General features: G+C 41.4%; 18 protein-coding genes. 15 read left to right on the top strand and 3 right to left on the bottom strand.

The window, feature by feature from the left end; genetic code table 11:
* Window positions 1-595 precede the first annotated feature (595 nt).
* The 7 genes from spoIIR (at window position 596) to glyA (ending at window position 6,531) form a co-directional block, all read left to right on the top strand.
* Window positions 596-1,198 carry a stage II sporulation protein R gene (gene spoIIR / locus KFZ56_RS17110; protein WP_222643274.1) on the top strand — a complete coding sequence of 201 codons (603 nt, stop codon included), beginning with the start codon at window positions 596-598 and terminating at the stop codon, window positions 1,196-1,198.
* 67 nt (window positions 1,199-1,265) lie between these two features.
* Window positions 1,266-1,670: a GNAT family N-acetyltransferase gene (locus KFZ56_RS17105; protein ID WP_222643273.1), complete on the top strand. Its 405-nt coding sequence runs from the start codon at window positions 1,266-1,268 to the stop codon at window positions 1,668-1,670.
* Between the two features lie 206 nt (window positions 1,671-1,876).
* Window positions 1,877-2,893 (top strand): L-threonylcarbamoyladenylate synthase, encoded by a 1,017-nt coding sequence (locus tag KFZ56_RS17100; protein WP_222643272.1) that lies wholly within the window; start codon window positions 1,877-1,879, stop codon window positions 2,891-2,893.
* A gap of 185 nt (window positions 2,894-3,078) precedes the next feature.
* On the top strand, window positions 3,079-3,633 hold the full coding sequence (locus tag KFZ56_RS17095; protein WP_222643271.1) for a manganese efflux pump MntP: 555 nt from the start codon (window positions 3,079-3,081) through the stop codon (window positions 3,631-3,633).
* A 254-nt stretch (window positions 3,634-3,887) separates the two neighbouring features.
* Window positions 3,888-4,493, top strand: a complete 606-nt coding sequence (locus tag KFZ56_RS17090) for a low molecular weight protein arginine phosphatase (RefSeq protein WP_222643270.1) — start codon at window positions 3,888-3,890, stop codon at window positions 4,491-4,493.
* 92 nt (window positions 4,494-4,585) lie between these two features.
* Entirely contained in the window at window positions 4,586-5,146 is a 561-nt protein-coding gene (locus tag KFZ56_RS17085) for a TIGR01440 family protein (RefSeq protein ID WP_222643268.1), read from the top strand.
* A 149-nt stretch (window positions 5,147-5,295) separates the two neighbouring features.
* Entirely contained in the window at window positions 5,296-6,531 is a 1,236-nt protein-coding gene (gene glyA, locus KFZ56_RS17080) for a serine hydroxymethyltransferase (RefSeq protein WP_222643266.1), read from the top strand.
* Window positions 6,532-7,622: 1,091 nt separating this feature from the next.
* Here glyA and KFZ56_RS17075 read toward each other — a convergent pair.
* Window positions 7,623-7,862, bottom strand: a complete 240-nt coding sequence (locus KFZ56_RS17075; protein WP_309228323.1) for an AbrB/MazE/SpoVT family DNA-binding domain-containing protein — start codon at window positions 7,860-7,862, stop codon at window positions 7,623-7,625.
* A gap of 201 nt (window positions 7,863-8,063) precedes the next feature.
* Between KFZ56_RS17075 and upp the strand changes: the two genes are divergently transcribed.
* A complete protein-coding gene (gene upp, locus KFZ56_RS17070; protein ID WP_222643264.1) occupies window positions 8,064-8,693 on the top strand; it encodes a uracil phosphoribosyltransferase in 630 nt (209 codons plus the stop codon).
* 43 nt (window positions 8,694-8,736) lie between these two features.
* Here upp and KFZ56_RS17065 read toward each other — a convergent pair whose 3' ends face one another.
* Both KFZ56_RS17065 and KFZ56_RS17060 read right to left on the bottom strand, forming a co-directional pair.
* Window positions 8,737-9,054 (bottom strand): DMT family transporter, encoded by a 318-nt coding sequence (locus KFZ56_RS17065; RefSeq protein ID WP_222643263.1) that lies wholly within the window; start codon window positions 9,052-9,054, stop codon window positions 8,737-8,739.
* Entirely contained in the window at window positions 9,051-9,386 is a 336-nt protein-coding gene (locus tag KFZ56_RS17060; RefSeq protein WP_222644041.1) for a DMT family transporter, read from the bottom strand. The genes KFZ56_RS17065 and KFZ56_RS17060 overlap by 4 nt, the downstream gene beginning before the upstream one ends.
* A 149-nt stretch (window positions 9,387-9,535) precedes the next feature.
* On the opposite strand from KFZ56_RS17060, the gene KFZ56_RS17055 reads away from it, so the two are divergent.
* The 7 genes from KFZ56_RS17055 (at window position 9,536) to KFZ56_RS17025 (ending at window position 15,767) form a co-directional block, all read left to right on the top strand.
* Window positions 9,536-10,120 (top strand): TetR/AcrR family transcriptional regulator, encoded by a 585-nt coding sequence (locus KFZ56_RS17055; protein ID WP_222643262.1) that lies wholly within the window; start codon window positions 9,536-9,538, stop codon window positions 10,118-10,120.
* A 120-nt stretch (window positions 10,121-10,240) separates the two neighbouring features.
* Window positions 10,241-12,427 carry a S8 family serine peptidase gene (locus KFZ56_RS19805; RefSeq protein WP_222643261.1) on the top strand — a complete coding sequence of 729 codons (2,187 nt, stop codon included), beginning with the start codon at window positions 10,241-10,243 and terminating at the stop codon, window positions 12,425-12,427.
* A 732-nt stretch (window positions 12,428-13,159) separates the two neighbouring features.
* Window positions 13,160-13,528 (top strand): ATP synthase subunit I, encoded by a 369-nt coding sequence (locus KFZ56_RS17045; RefSeq protein WP_222643260.1) that lies wholly within the window; start codon window positions 13,160-13,162, stop codon window positions 13,526-13,528.
* Between the two features lie 24 nt (window positions 13,529-13,552).
* Complete coding sequence (gene atpB / locus KFZ56_RS17040) at window positions 13,553-14,275, top strand: F0F1 ATP synthase subunit A (RefSeq protein ID WP_222643259.1); 723 nt, start codon at window positions 13,553-13,555, stop codon at window positions 14,273-14,275.
* A gap of 88 nt (window positions 14,276-14,363) precedes the next feature.
* Entirely contained in the window at window positions 14,364-14,570 is a 207-nt protein-coding gene (gene atpE / locus KFZ56_RS17035) for a F0F1 ATP synthase subunit C (RefSeq protein ID WP_222643257.1), read from the top strand.
* Between the two features lie 136 nt (window positions 14,571-14,706).
* Window positions 14,707-15,231: a F0F1 ATP synthase subunit B gene (gene atpF, locus KFZ56_RS17030; RefSeq protein WP_375540684.1), complete on the top strand. Its 525-nt coding sequence runs from the start codon at window positions 14,707-14,709 to the stop codon at window positions 15,229-15,231.
* Complete coding sequence (locus tag KFZ56_RS17025; protein WP_222643256.1) at window positions 15,228-15,767, top strand: F0F1 ATP synthase subunit delta; 540 nt, start codon at window positions 15,228-15,230, stop codon at window positions 15,765-15,767. The genes atpF and KFZ56_RS17025 overlap by 4 nt, the downstream gene beginning before the upstream one ends.
* The last annotated feature ends 3 nt before the right edge of the window (window positions 15,768-15,770 follow it).

The raw sequence follows: 15,770 nt of genomic DNA, 5'->3' as shown, positions 1-15,770 counted from the left end.
CAGTTGATAGAAACTGCGACGTAATTACCGTTTCCTAATAAGTATTAGCTATAATCGCCGTTCGGGTCAGCGAAGGGCGGATGCGCATCCTTAGGGCACGGCCTCAGCCTCCTCGCGGAAGACCACCGCTGCGGGGTCTTCGGACACGTGCTGGGACTGCGAGTAAATGCTCGTCCCACCGAAGACATTTGTTCCCACAGGAGTCACCGCCCTTCGCTCACCCGAACTGGTGAGGGGGTGTGATATTTTGAATTGTGATTACCGGTGCAATCTAGTGGCAGTAACCACACTAACCAGCGGAGGAAACACATGTAGACTCCTGCGGGAGCAAAGGCCTAGATGAGACACTGAAGTGCGCTAGCACGAGGTGGCTCATCAGCCCCGCGGAAAGCGAAATGTGTTTCCGTAGCGGCATCCAAGCACTCAACCATCGTTCGCAAAGAGAATTCCACACTTACGTCGCAGTTTATATCTATTGTGTCAAAGGCAACCCCCTTTTAGAAAAATAGTCAAAAAAATAATAGAATACTAGTTTAAATTCACCCGCCCCTGCCCATACTGGTTATTAAATTAGACCTGAGGAGGAACCAACGCGATGAAGAAACTAGTATTTTTTGCATTTATATTTTTAATATTCTTTTTTACCTTTCCAAATATAGGGGTTAGTGAGCAATCAGACTCCGATTCTGAATACGATGTTGAAGTTATTCCAGATGATGCGATTCGACTTCGGATTCTGGCAAATAGTGATAGTGAAGAAGATCAAGCATTAAAGCGGGTCGTGCGGGATCATGTGAACGCGGAAATTACAGAGTGGGTATCACATATTACGGAAATCGAAGAAGCGAGAGCATTAATAGAATCACGTATTCCAGAGATAGAGGCAATCATTAAAGATGTTTTACAGGAAGAAAATGCAGGTTATGATTTTGACGTGGAATATGGTTCAAATGTGTCTTTTCCTATGAAACTATATGGATCTTATTTATACCCGGCAGGCGAATATGAAGCAGTATTAATTACGATCGGTGAGGGACAAGGTGACAATTGGTGGTGCGTACTATTTCCGCCTCTATGCTTTCTGGATTTCGATGATGGTACAAGTGTTGCTGAACAGGAGTCAGATGAAGTAGAGGAAGAAGAAGGGGAAGAAGCGGATGTGAAATTTTTTCTATTTGAATGGTTTGACTGGTCATAGCGTAGTAAGTTTGTGCATAGGATGATAGAAACGAAGGAAACTATCAAACATAATAGAGGTGATAAGCATGAATTTAATCGCTGCCCATCGTGCTTCAGAGGAAAAGCTGGATCAATTTTTGGTGAAAAATCGTAATGTCAACAAGGCAAGTCTACTTGAGGCAGGTTACGTCGTGGAAATAGCGGAGCAAATACAAGGATGTTTTTCTTTGGAAAGAATGGATGAAGGGTCCTACTGGTTAAAGCAACTGTATATTACGAAGGCGGAAGCTGCCAAATTACCGGTTCTCCTGGAAGCTATCTTGAATTTGGCAAAAGAACAAGAGGCAAAAAAAATATATGTGCGCAGTCATCAACCTGTTGTGGATGTATTGCTGGAATCCTTGCAATTTCATCCACAAAGGGAGGAAATGCCTGTTGACAAGTCCAATCAAAAGGAAGGAAATTGGTGGACATATGATGTTTCTTCATAGATATGCACATTATTAACATCATGATGTTGATAACTTGTTGGTAATATAGATAATTTGTGTATAAGTATAGGGATGAGCGATTAAAATCCCTTATAATAAAGGGATAACCTGTGGACAAAATGGCACAGGTTATTTTTTATGTATAAGTTTTTGCGAAAAAAAGCCTGATCGACTAAAATGTAGAAGTAGAAAAGAGGGAGCATGCAATGGAAACAATACGTTGGAATTTAAAAAATGATTATTTGTATAACCAGAAGGCAATTAAAGGTGCTGCTGAATTGCTTAAAAGTGGCTCTGTCGTGGCCTTTCCCACGGAAACCGTATACGGGTTGGGAGCAGATGCAACAAAGGAAGAGGCGGTATCAAAAATTTTCCAAGCGAAAGGCCGCCCACAGGATAATCCATTGATAGCCCATGTTGCAACCAAAAATCAATTAACAAGGATTGTGGGCAACTATCCACCATTTGTGGATAAGTTAATGGATGCGTTTGTACCAGGCCCTTTAACTTTTGTCCTACCCAGTAATGGGACGTGTGTGGAAAATGTCACAGCGGGTTTATCCACAATTGGTGTAAGAATACCAGATCACCCTGTTGCACAAGAATTACTAAGCGTAAGTGATATTCCAATTGCGGCACCGAGTGCTAATATTTCCGGAAAACCCAGTCCAACAACAGGTCACCATGTCTGGGCAGATTTACAAGGGAAGATTGCTGGTTTACTTGATGCGGGTCCTACAGGTGTTGGGGTAGAGTCCACCGTTATCGATTGTACGCATGAAGTCCCTATTATACTCCGGCCGGGTGGTATAACGAAGGAACAACTGGAGACGGTTGTCGGTTCTATCATCATCGATCCGGCAATCGCTGGTGCAAACGAACGACCGGCAGCACCTGGAATGAAGTACAAGCATTATTCACCGGAAGTCCCATTATGGCTGGTGAAAGGTGGTCACAGGAAAATGCAGCAAGTCATCGATGAGGAGAAAAATGGCCGTCAGGTTGGGGTGATTGCTAGTACAGAGACGGCTCAGGCTTTAGAAGCGGATAACATGATCTCACTCGGTTGGGAGTTGCCTGAAATTGCGGCTCATTTATATGAAGCATTGCGGACATTTAAGGAAGGTGATGTGGAAATTATTATATGTGAAGCCTTTCCGGAAGAAGGGATTGGTCAAGCCATTATGAACCGATTGAAAAAAGCGGCCAGCGTTTACCTGTAATAAATGGGGGCAGATACCTTCACCAAAGATTGCACGCCAAAGCATATGGGTTTTCCAGAAAGCAAAGAACGATTTCATAACGATTCCATTCGCGGATTATTTGATTTTCTACTAAACGTGTACGCATTCATATTTCCCCTTGGCCATGCATATAGTCTAGAAGCATGTCACAAGGAGGATGCTGGATGTCGAGTTATTACATCGGTGAATTGGTTTCCTTATTATTTATGGCTTTTGCATTAGGATTGGACGCATTTTCAGTCAGCCTTGGGCTCGGCATGCAGCAGCTGCGCCTGAAACGAATTGCATTTGTCGGTCTTATCATCGGCCTATTCCATATTATTATGCCGTTTTCAGGGATCATTCTTGGACAAGCCATATCCACTCAAATCGGCAACCTTACTACCTTAGCCGGAGGGCTTTTATTGTTTGGTATTGGTGCGCAAATGCTTTTTTCCGCCTTTCATCACGAAGCAAAAAAAATCATCCAGCCAGTTGGTATCGGACTGTTGTTTTTAGCATTCAGTGTTAGTATAGATAGCTTTTCTGTTGGATTAAGCCTTGGTATATCAGGTGTCAAAACTGCGTTGGCATTCGTTTTCTTTGGTATAGCAAGCACAACCCTTTCATGGGCAGGGATGATGCTGGGCAGAAAGGTTCATGGCATCCTGGGTGTTTATAGTGAAATATTAGGTGGCAGTATACTATGTGGATTTGGCTTGTTGCTATTGTTTGGTTGAAATGACATTTGCATATCTACGGAATTGGGTTGATTTCCTGCAAGGCATGGAATCAGCTTTTTTGCTGCCTAGGAAATTATAAAATTATTTGCTTGGGTATAACGTTTAACCGCTGCTTTCGCCTTTGTTCCAGATGGTGTAATGAAGGAGTGTTATCCCATTTCATCTCTATAGGAAACCATCCTCATTTTCTCTGACAATGTTTACGTATCTATGGTATATTAAATCTAGAGTTATTTAACGGGGGTTTACAAATGAAGATTTTGTTTGTCTGTACAGGGAATACGTGCCGAAGTCCGATGGCTGAGGCGCTTGTGGGGGATAAAATACCTAGGGCGGAGGTGCGGTCTGCCGGGATTTTTGCAGGGGAAAATCAACGTGCCAACCAATTTGCAACACAAGTATTGCAGGAAAAAGGTATTAAACTGAATCACCTTTCCCAGCCGGTAACAAATAAGTTGTTGCATTGGGCGGATATTGTTTTAACCATGACTACCCAGCATAAGCAATCACTTATCATGGAATATCCGAATTTTCAGGATAAATATTTTACATTAAAGGAATACGTTTCTGAAGCTGATAAAAAGGTATGGAAGGCGCTTAAGCAAGCCTATTCGGATTATGAAGAAAAACGATCCTTATTTATCCAGGAAAATCAACATAAGTTTGATAATACACTGCTAGATCAGAAATTAAAAGACCACCTGCACGATGATGTAGCACATATTAAGAAATTGGAAGCAAGTCTTATTAATTATGATATTTCCGACCCATTCGGTGGTGATGTAAGGATTTATCGGGAAGCCCTGACAGAGCTGGATAAATATACGGATTTATTAAAGAAGAAGTTAGATCTCTAGTCGGTAGGACATGTGACAAATAGCCCCTATAAAATTTCGACGATTTGATGCATAATAGGATATAAGCTTTACTAAATTCGGGGGTGACGTATATGACAGATGTTAACCGGAATGCACGTCAGGATATAGAAGCGATTGTGGACGAATGGATTGGTGGCGATTATGTAAAGGCAGGCGATCTTTTCGTTATTGGCTGTTCTACAAGTGAAATTGTCGGAAAACACATTGGGACATCCGGTAGTGAAGCGATTGCCGCTATCCTATTTACCGCATTGAAAAGGCTACAACAACAAACAGGCGTTCATCTCGTCTTCCAATCCTGTGAACACATCAACCGAGCTTTAGTCATGGAAAGAGAAACGAGTGAAAAATATCAGCTTGAAGAGGTTTCCGTCGTTCCGGTACCAAAGGCAGGGGGTGCAATGGCTTCCTATGCTTTTAAACATATGGAAAATCCGGTTGTTGTGGAAAGTGTAAAAGCAGATGCCGGCATCGATATTGGAGAAACGATGATTGGGATGCAACTTAAACATGTTGCCGTTCCATTGCGTCTTAACCAGCGATATGTTGGAAATGCCCGTGCAATTGCAGCTCGAACTCGACCTAAGCTAATCGGCGGGATTCGTGCAAACTATGAAACCAGTAATTCATGATAGCTTCAGGAAGCTGAGACAAAATGTTTTTAACAAATGAATTCCGGACGTGCATCGCTTCGGAAAAATTCGTTTTTTTAGTTAAACACTTTTGTTTTATCCCAGCCTCATGCAGCTGATAAAATTTTATCTACATAGGAGGCAACAAAATGGAACATGTCAAGCAAACAGATCCGGAAATTTTCGAGGCAATGGAAGCAGAAAGAACACGGCAACAGGAGAAAATCGAGCTGATCGCATCCGAAAACTTTGTATCAGAAGCGGTAATGGAAGCAATGGGCTCTGTACTGACAAATAAATATGCAGAAGGATACCCGGGAAAAAGATATTATGGTGGCTGTGAGCATGTAGATGTGGTTGAGAATCTAGCACGCAACCGCGTGTGCGAACTTTTCGATGCGGAGCATGCGAATGTACAACCTCATTCCGGGGCGCAGGCAAATATGGCAGTCTATGCAGCCGCATTGGAACATGGGGATACCGTTTTAGGACTTAATCTAAACCACGGTGGCCACTTGACGCACGGAAGCCCTGTTAATTTTAGCGGAAAGCTTTATAACTTCGAGGATTACGGTGTAGCAGAAGAAAGTGAACAGTTGGATTATGATGCTATTCTAGAACGAGCTAAAGAAGTGAGCCCAACATTGATTGTCGCAGGAGCAACTGCTTATCCGCGTAAAATTGACTTCGCCAAATTTCGTGAAATCGCCGATGAAGTTGGCGCTTATCTGATGGTTGATATGGCACATATTGCCGGGCTTGTTGCGACAGGTTTGCACCAAAATCCGGTCCCATATGCTGATTTTGTTACCACAACGACACATAAAACATTGCGCGGTCCCCGTGGTGGTGTGATTTTATGTAAAGAAGAACATGCCAAAAAGGTGGACAAATCTGTATTCCCGGGAATACAGGGCGGCCCATTGATGCATGTCATTGCTGCTAAGGCAACGGCTTTCAAGGAAGCTTTATCCGATGATTTTAAAGCATATACGAAACAAATTATCGAAAACGCACATGTACTGAGTGACGCATTACGTCACGCGGGAGTTCGCGTTGTCTCAGGTGGAACGGACAATCATTTAATTTTAGTCGATGTAACGCCACTGGAATTGACAGGCAAAGTGGCTGAAAACGTCTTGGATGATATTGGTATTACGGCCAATAAGAATACCATTCCATTTGATACGGAGAGTCCTTTTGTAACAAGCGGCGTTCGGATTGGAACAGCAGCTGTCACGTCACGAGGATTTGGCGAAGCGGAGATGAAGGAAATCGCGGCCATTATTTCGCTAACATTAAAAAATCATCAAGATGAAGGAAAGTTACAAGAGGCCACAGAGCGTGTGAAAGCATTGACAGATAAATTTCCGTTGTATGCGTAGGAAAGAATGCTCTGGCATCATTTATTTTTGATAAAGAAAATCAAAATGGGGCTGGGACAAAACAAACGTGTTTAATTAAAAAGACGAACATTATCAAACTTAGCGTAGGAAATATGCGGAGACTCCAACGGGAGGGAAGGCATAGGTGAGACACCGAAGTGCAATAGCAATCTTTTTTGCGAGGAGTGCTGCCCCTCGAAGCCACTTGCAACACGAAGCGCACAAGGGGGCTCACCAGCCGCCCTAAGGTGCGCGAAGTATATTTTTAGAAGCGATGTATGTTCGGAATTTATTTGTTAAAAACACTTTTGTCCCAGCCACATTTTTATAAATTATTATATATTGGTTGGGTAGCTTACGACTATAATATTAGAGAAAAAGAAATTAAATACGAATTTATGCTTTATGAAAAAGGGATTGATGAGAAACGCCATTATATGAAAAAGAATACGTCCACAGAAAATCATATTGCGTTTGACGATATGTATAAGGTGCTCATAGGGAATTATGTAGATCGGATCATCAGAAGAGGACCCACCACTTGCTATAGCTTTAGATGTAGTCAGTACTATTATTGGATTCGATTTAGAAATTCGCGGGTCTGCAGTTACCCAAACCGAAACATCTAAGGGTCTCATTCATTAGATGAATATCTAACTTAGGTGAACTCTTTGACACATAAGGGTTAGTCAATGACTCCAAAGGAATTTGTGAATAATTCAGGATGTAATGTTTAAGTCTTTTATACAACACGAATAAGACGAGGTCTACCCCCGTCTGTAATTCCATTTAGCCATTAAGATAAGTATGTATTAACATAATTTATGCAGTCTTCTACAATCTTATTTGGTAAGGTCCCAACAACTTTTAGTCGTTGAGAACGTGCATCCAAGTTTTTCAATTGGTGAGTAAGGATAACACCTGACAAATAAGCCTGTCCTTGTATTTGCATTGAAAAGATTGGGGGAAAGAACCACCGCATACCTATTCCCAGTTATTACTTTCCTGATTGTGGATCAAAATTAATTAAGACAATGTCTCCCCTGTCAACATTTTCAAATTCCTGCTTTTTCTTTTCATTAGAGACCATGTTAAATGAGTTCCCTTCCGGTTGGTCCACTAAAGTCAATCTCTTCATGGCTATTTTCCGGTGTACACTTTGCTACAAGTTCCTCTAGTGTAGGTACATCTTTCACAGGGGTTAATACGACCTTTTCTCCATCGTCAGATATTTGAACTTCAGTGCCTGGAACAATATTGTACTTTTTTGCTATGTGCTGAGGGATTCGAATTCCAGTGCTTCCTCCCCACTTTTGAACAGTTGTAGTCACATTAAATCTTCCCATGCTATTTTTATTCATTATATATATTATATTCGATGCATTGAAAAATGATACACAATTGTACTACTTTCATAAAGGCCAAATTACATTATGTGCACAATGTAGCAATTTAACAATTTTAACTTGAAACCCGTCTCCATTATTAGTACAATTTTAGGGATATAACAAACTAAAGGAGTGATCGGCAAAATGGGAAAAGTTTTCGTTCTGGACCATCCGTTGATTCAACATAAATTAACGTACATAAGAGATAAAAACACAGGAACCAAAGAATTCCGGGAGCTTGTTGATGAGGTCGCAATGTTAATGGCATTTGAAATTACCAGAAATCTCCCTTTGCAGGAAACAACAACTGAAACTCCAGTGACGGAAGCAACAACAAAGGTACTTGCTGGTAAAAAAATCGGGCTTATCCCAATTTTGCGTGCGGGCCTTGGAATGGTTGATGGTATGTTGGATCTTATTCCGGCAGCTAAAGTTGGTCATGTTGGCTTGTATCGTGACCCGGAAACCTTAACCCCTCATGAATACTATATCAAATTACCATCTGATATTGCAGAGAGGGAACTGATTGTCATTGACCCAATGCTTGCTACAGGAGGATCTGCAAACGACGCGATCCATTCCCTGAAGAAGCGTGGCGCAGGAAATATTCGTCTCATGTGTTTGGTCGCAGCACCTGAAGGCGTGGAAGTAATTAAAAAAGATCACCCGGATGTTGATATTTACTTAGGCGCCATGGATGAAACCCTGGATGAAAAAGGATATATTGTTCCTGGACTTGGTGATGCCGGTGACCGTTTATTTGGAACAAAATAAAAGTCAAGGAAGCACGGGACGATTCTCGTGCTTCCTTGCTTATTCATGCCGAGACGACCCGCAATCCTACAACAGCTACGATCACCAAACCCATAAACATCAAACGCAGACGATCGGTTGATTCATTGTAAAAAATCATACCGACAATGGCACTTCCAACAGTCCCCATTCCCGTCCAGACGCCGTATGCAATGCCGAGCGGAATAGTTTCCATAGCAACAGATAGTAACGTAAAACTAATAAGGAAGCCCGCCACAAGAATAGAAAAGCCAGAGACCTTCTCGCCTTTTGCGATCTTTTGCATGCCGGTAACGCCGACAACTTCAAAGAGCCCCGCAATAATAAGGATGAACCAATTCATGCGTGCTCGCTCCTTTCTGATGTCTTACCTGTTACGGTTTTTAAGCCGATGACTCCTACAAGTAGAAGTACAATAAACACCATCATCCAAATACTAATAGCAGCATGGAAAAAGACGATATCTATGAGTACGGTGCCAATGGTTCCGAGTCCTGCAAAAACAGCATAAGCCGTGCTTGTAGGAAGAAGAACCGCCGCTTTAAGGAGCAGCCAAAAGCTGATAACGACAGCGATTGCTGTTAACGTCCATGTTAACGTATCATTCGCATATTTAAGTCCTGTTGCCCAACCTACTTCAAAGACAGCGGCAAAAAGGACGAGTAGCCATTTCATATTCATTTGCAAACCCCTCTTCTTTTGGTAAAATCATAGAAAGAATAAAAACTAACTAACGATAGTTAGCGAAAACGATTATAGCACGCGACATTGTGATAAACAACCGTTTAGTAGCTTATAAGTTTTAAAAAAAGGGGGAAGCGAAAATGACGAAAACAACTCGCACTAGCATTATCCAAGCGGCACTTTCATTATTTGCGACAAGTGGCTATGATGGCACAACGCTCGCACATATCGCTAGAACTGTTGGCATTCAGAAACCATCTCTCTATAATCACTTCTCCAGTAAAGACGAATTATATTTGACAGTAGCCAAAAAGGTCATGGAAGAATCGACAGAAGTAATGATGGCTAGTGCAAACACGCATCGCAAGAAGGCTATCGAAGATCGAATCTATTTAGTCTTAACCGAAAGCGTTGATTTTATTCGTCAAAGGCATAAGGGTGTGATGTATAAACGATTTATGTTATTTCCACCTTCATCGCTTACGGAAGATTTACGAAAGCTTGGACAATCAGGAGATGCGAAAATTGACCGAATATTGATGGATTTGTATGAAGAGGGACGAAACGAAGGGGCGCTAAACGTAGATTCATTCGCTGTGTTTAGAGCAGGATTTTATATTTTGATGGATGGTTTGTTTACCGAAAGTTTTTATTATCATGAGGAAGATTTTCAAGAACGTTTGGAAGGAGCATGGACCGTGTTTTGGCAAGGAATATCAAGATAGGTTTGGATAAACGTCTGCATATTACGATTGCTATCCACGAGTAGCTTCATTCCTTGCCAAGATATGCATATTCTCTCGCATCTTCCAAAAGCTAAGAAGAAAAAAGGAGCATTCCTCATCATGCGTTACTTTCTTTCCATCGTAGCAGTAACAGTACTTTCCATCTTCCTCTTTGTTCAAACACAGGCTTCAGAAGAGGAGGATAAGCAATCAATCATCGTCGAAGTGGAAGGAGACGTACGAGATCACAAGGCATACCTTGAGGACCATCATCCATTTGTTGATGTGGTGGCTACTTATGATAAATTATTCAATGGTCTAGCAATACAGGGGAAACCAGACAAACTCAAGAAAATGGAATCACTGGAATTTATCAAAGGCATTCATACTGTACAAACCTATGAAGCGAATACAAGCACTGCCAAAAAGGTAAGTGACGAGCAATCCGATGCAGTGATCCCATCTGATTTAAATAATACCACTTATACTGGAAAGGGAGTAAAAGTTGGCGTTATTGATACCGGCATTGATTATGATCACCCTGATTTAGCTGGAAATTTTCAGGGGGGGTACGATTTGGTAGATCTGGATGATGATCCGATGGAAACAATGCCCGATCAGGGTGTACCAACTCTTCACGGTACACACGTAGCTGGTATCATTGCGGCCAATGGATCGTTGCAAGGGGTAGCACCGGACGCTGAAATCTATGCATATCGCGCACTTGGTCCAGGCGGCGCTGGCTCGTCTATTCAAGTTATTGCGGCGTTGGAACAGGCGGTAGAGGACGGGATGGATGTGGTGAACTTATCACTTGGCAATGCGGTTAATGGGCCGGATTATCCGACAAGTGTGGCTGTCAATCGAGCTGCAGATCTTGGCATGTCTGTCGTACTTGCTAATGGAAACGCGGGACCGGATAATTGGACGGTAGGGTCACCGGCAACGGCAGCAAATGCACTTTCGGTAGGTGCATCCAGTCCACCGCAGCGCATACCTTATTTATATGAACCATCAACTGAAAAACAGGTTCCGCTGATATCTATGGTAGGAGCTCCCACTTGGAATTTAGAAAAGGACTACCCAATCGTAAATGGAGCCGAGCAGTCAGGCGGAAAAATAGCACTTTTGCAACGTGATGATACCTCGCTTTATGAAAAAGCAAAGGAAGCAGAAAATCATGGGGCAATTGCTGTCGTGATCGCCAATAATACAGATGGCGCCTTTCAAGGAATGGTTGAAAATGATCAAGATCCAATCAGCATTCCAGTAGCTTCTATTTCCCAAAAAGATGGAGCTTGGCTATCGAAACAAATTCAAGCAGATCCATTATATCTGGAGACGGCCTACCAGGAAGCCGAAAGCTCCATCGCCGATTTTAGTTCACGTGGACCTGTAACTGTGAATTGGGATATTAAGCCAGACCTTCTTGCCCCAGGAACAAATATTTTGAGCACCGTTCCTAATGGTTATCAGCAACTGCAAGGGACGAGTATGGCAGCACCACATGTTGCAGGTGCTGTCGCGCTTGTTAAAGAGGCAAAGCCGAATTGGACGAATGAGCAGATTTCCGGTGCATTAAAGACTACTGCAAGCCGAATGGAGACAGAAGGTTCCAAAGAGGATGATCCTAGTGAACCAATCATGCAGGGAATGGGAAGTATCAGACCTAAACAAGCAATTGAAACAAATACAATCATCCATGATCCGATGCTTACGTTTGGCAAAGTGAGTGCTTATAAAGAAACAGAAACAATAGAACTGGAAATCGAGAACACAACGAATCAGGAGCAAACCTATTCCTTTGACATTCCCAAAAAGGAAAAAGGCTTAACCTGGAACCTGCCACAAACCTTTACATTGGATGGAGGGGAAACCAAAACAATACCAGTTGAAGTAAGCATAAATGCAACACAACTTCGTGAAGGCGTCCATCAAGGGTGGCTCACATTGAGCGAGAGCGACGAGGTTTACCATTTACCTTATTTATTCGTGAATCAAACAGCGGATAATCCAAAAGCAATGGGCTTTGAATTTGCTTTAAAACCTTTTTCGGAAGATACATTTCTCTATCGCTTATATGTAACCGAACCAGCAAAACGGGTAACCGTCGATCTGTATGACCCGGATACATTAGTGCATGATCAAACATTACTAGAAATGGAAGACGTTCAAACGGGCATGAATGAAGGAGAACTGGATAAATCAGAAATAGACCGGGCCGGCTACTATTTGGCATTAATCACCGTTCGGTTGGAAGACGGGAAGTATGAGAGTTACCAAACACCTTTGTATATCGGTGAATGATGCAGCAAATTTGGTCACAAAAGTATGTACCACTCACTTCCTATAAAAACCAATCATGAAATTAGGGGTAATGACGATCTTTCATATGCTAAAATCCATCGAATAAGATGTTCCTCTTTTAGTAAGAAAATATCTCTTTTATTGCTCGAAAAAAATGGGATCGTCATTGCCTTGTAATATATGTTTAAACAAATTGACAATGCAGGTCAGGCTATTGTAAAATGACTGAGTATGGGGATAAGAGGCTTTTCTGAATATGGTGTTTCCTGACAGTGAAGAAAAATTAGCCATCTGCATAAATGCGCGAAGGCGGTCGAAAAAGGGTTTTGCATCAATACAATTTCTCTAAGAAAGGCTTGCATTTCAACATATGAAGGTTTCTAAAGAAAACAAAGAGCGCTTAAGGATCCTTTTCATGCATATCAGATTTTCTGATAATATTTAATATAGAAACCGCTATACATAAGCAGATGCCTCCATCAGTAGCGGATAATCATTGATCACTGATTGAAAGGTGACATTTTATCCGAATTCATACGAAAGTTAACTAGTTGAAGAGGAGCAAATTGCATCCCTTGATTTTTTTTGACCAATAGTTGAAACAAGCCATTAGTTACTTTTGACTTCAACATGATTAAGAATGGGGGTGCTTGGTGAAAAACCAAACTTTCGGGCAAGGGTGTGGTGTTTTTCAGAAAGACTTTTGTTCTGGTTTAAGGAGAAGCGTAAATCATGTCGGACTATAATGTAATGATAGCACGTCAACGCAAGTGGATGCTCTACCTTCTCGCAATTCTGTTGATCGGAGCTATATTCCTGCCATATCCACGTGTTCTTCTTGGTCTTCTTTTGGGGACGATGGCAAGTTTTTATAACTTATGGATGTTACAAAAGAAAATTGTCGATTTCACAGAAGCTGTAGCGAATCAGTCGTCCACCAGAGGAATCGGGATGGTATCAAGGTTCGCCGCGGCGATATTGGCAGTAATTGTAGCACTTCGCTTTGAAGAATACTTCCACATTATTGCTGTTCTAATTGGATTAATGACTTCTTATGTAGTCATTATGATAGATGTTATGGTGTTTAGGAAAAAAGATTAAATGCATGAAAGAGGGGTGAATGAGATGGATCATGGAGCACCAATAGTAGAGAATGTATTCGGGATATCCTGGCTTGATTTTAACCTGTCCAACGTGTTTATGATCATTATAACTTCAGCAATTGTATTTGTGATCAGTGTACTTGGGGCAAGAAAGCTACAAATGAAGCCAACCGGTGCACAAAATGTGATGGAATGGGTCCTGGACTTTATTAAGGGAATTATTAATGACACGATGGATTGGAGAACAGGCAAGCTATTCTTACCGCTGGCATTAACTTTATTTTCCTACATTCTAGTTGGGAATCTGCTAGGGGTTATTACGAATGGAATCGTCGGTGATGATGTATGGTGGAAATCACCAACTGCCGATCCGGGTATTACACTGACGCTTTCAGCAATGGTAATTATTTTAACCCACTTTTATGGCATTAAATTGAAGGGCGGAAAAGAGTATGTAAAGGATTATTTCCGGCCTGTATGGTTTTTATTCCCGATTAAAATTATCGAAGAATTTTCAAACACGTTGACGCTTGGTCTACGTCTGTTTGGTAACTTATATGCAGGGGAAGTTCTTCTGTCATTATTGGTAGGATTGACAACTTCCGGTTGGATTGGATTCTTTGGAGGAGCAATTCCGTTCCTGGCTTGGCAAGGATTCAGTGTATTTATTGGAGGAATACAGGCGTTTATATTTACAATGTTGGCAATGGTGTATATGTCACATAAAGTTAGTCAAGACCACTAAGATTGTTAATGAACCAGTTTTAATAGCATGAGTATTAACGCTGGAATTATTAAATAATTATACAACTATTTTGAGGAGGATTTATATTATGGGAGCATTAGCAGCTGCAATTGCAGTAGGATTAGGGGCACTTGGTGCTGGTATTGGTAACGGTTTAATCGTAAGTCGTACTGTTGAAGGGATTGCACGTCAACCAGAACTTAAAGGTCAACTTCAAACAACCATGTTTATTGGTGTCGGTTTGGTTGAGGCGGTTCCGATTATCGGCGTGGTTATCGCTCTAATCGTTATGTAATGGAGTAACCGGGACATCAAAATGGCGAAGCCTCTCTGCTGATAGAACCTTCGCCGTTGCTTTAATCAGGTTTATCCAAAGAATGATAATGAATATGATGTAAAATTCACGAATGAAAGTGAAAGGAGTGAATTCGGTGCAAGTTTTCACTGATTATGCCATGATTAATGCAATTTGGGATCTTCAAGTTGGAGATATGATTGTACAGCTGTTCTTCTTTATTCTGTTACTGTTTTTAGTGGGGAAATTCGCATGGGGCCCTGTTGTAAACATGATGCAAAAGCGCGAGAAATACGTCGCCGATGAAATCGAATCTGCTGAGACTAGTCGTAAAGAAGCTGAAATTGCTTCAAAAGAAGCTACAGAACAATTAAATCAAACAAAACAAGAAGCGCAGCAAATAATAGAAGATGCAAAAAAAGCCGGTGTCAAACAAGAAAAGGATATTATTGAATCAGCGAATGCAGAAGCAGAGCGGATCAAACAAGCAGCTCAGGCTGATATTCAAAATGAAAAAGAACAGGCATTGCAAGCACTACAGGATAAAGTTGCATCATTATCTGTACTTATAGCAACGAAAGTTATTGAAAAAGAAATCAGTGCACAAGATCAAGAACAACTGATTGATGAATACATTAAAGAGATAGGAGAAGAGCGATGAGTGAAGTAGTAGCTAGCCGTTACGCAGATGCTCTTTTTCAACTCGGCGAAGAGAAAGCAAATTTAGAACAATTGGTTGAAGATTTTCAGATTGTTCACGACGTTTTTCAAGAAAATGAACAACTTCATGCATTCCTAACGCATCCTAGCATTAATAATGAGAAGAAGAAACAGCTTTTAGTTGAAGTGTTTCAGGGTTTGTCAACAGATGCCTTAAATACATTGAAGTTACTTGTAGACCGGAGGCGTACGGAGATCATTCCATCCATTATTGATCATTTTATCCAATTGGTGAACGATGCAAAGGAAATTGCAGAGGCGACCGTATATTCTGTTCGCGAATTATCAGATGATGAACGAATTCAGCTTGAGACCACTTTTGCCAAACGCTTTAACAAAAGAGCGATTAAGCTGAAAAATGTTGTCGATGCTTCGATTATCGGTGGAATTAAGATCCGTATTGGGAACACGATTTTCGATGGTTCCGTTACTGGAAAACTAAATCGCATCGCACGGAATATAGGAACTGCAAACTAATGA

Origin of the sequence: Virgibacillus sp. NKC19-3 (genome assembly GCF_019837165.1) — a bacterium.
Classification (GTDB): Bacteria; Bacillota; Bacilli; order Bacillales; family Amphibacillaceae; genus Virgibacillus_L; species Virgibacillus_L saliphilus.
Note: the sequence above shows the minus strand (reverse complement) of the source record. Positions and strands in the feature narration are given on the sequence as shown.

Coding starts and splice junctions, on each gene's coding strand:
- spoIIR (WP_222643274.1), top strand. CDS start 596: ATGAAGAAACTAGTATTTTTTGCATTTATATTTTTAATATTCTTTTTT.
- KFZ56_RS17105 (WP_222643273.1), top strand. CDS start 1,266: ATGAATTTAATCGCTGCCCATCGTGCTTCAGAGGAAAAGCTGGATCAA.
- KFZ56_RS17100 (WP_222643272.1), top strand. CDS start 1,877: ATGGAAACAATACGTTGGAATTTAAAAAATGATTATTTGTATAACCAG.
- KFZ56_RS17095 (WP_222643271.1), top strand. CDS start 3,079: ATGTCGAGTTATTACATCGGTGAATTGGTTTCCTTATTATTTATGGCT.
- KFZ56_RS17090 (WP_222643270.1), top strand. CDS start 3,888: ATGAAGATTTTGTTTGTCTGTACAGGGAATACGTGCCGAAGTCCGATG.
- KFZ56_RS17085 (WP_222643268.1), top strand. CDS start 4,586: ATGACAGATGTTAACCGGAATGCACGTCAGGATATAGAAGCGATTGTG.
- glyA (WP_222643266.1), top strand. CDS start 5,296: ATGGAACATGTCAAGCAAACAGATCCGGAAATTTTCGAGGCAATGGAA.
- upp (WP_222643264.1), top strand. CDS start 8,064: ATGGGAAAAGTTTTCGTTCTGGACCATCCGTTGATTCAACATAAATTA.
- KFZ56_RS17065 (WP_222643263.1), bottom strand. CDS start 9,054: ATGAATTGGTTCATCCTTATTATTGCGGGGCTCTTTGAAGTTGTCGGC.
- KFZ56_RS17060 (WP_222644041.1), bottom strand. CDS start 9,386: ATGAAATGGCTACTCGTCCTTTTTGCCGCTGTCTTTGAAGTAGGTTGG.
- KFZ56_RS17055 (WP_222643262.1), top strand. CDS start 9,536: ATGACGAAAACAACTCGCACTAGCATTATCCAAGCGGCACTTTCATTA.
- KFZ56_RS19805 (WP_222643261.1), top strand. CDS start 10,241: ATGCGTTACTTTCTTTCCATCGTAGCAGTAACAGTACTTTCCATCTTC.
- KFZ56_RS17045 (WP_222643260.1), top strand. CDS start 13,160: ATGTCGGACTATAATGTAATGATAGCACGTCAACGCAAGTGGATGCTC.
- atpB (WP_222643259.1), top strand. CDS start 13,553: ATGGATCATGGAGCACCAATAGTAGAGAATGTATTCGGGATATCCTGG.
- atpE (WP_222643257.1), top strand. CDS start 14,364: ATGGGAGCATTAGCAGCTGCAATTGCAGTAGGATTAGGGGCACTTGGT.
- KFZ56_RS17025 (WP_222643256.1), top strand. CDS start 15,228: ATGAGTGAAGTAGTAGCTAGCCGTTACGCAGATGCTCTTTTTCAACTC.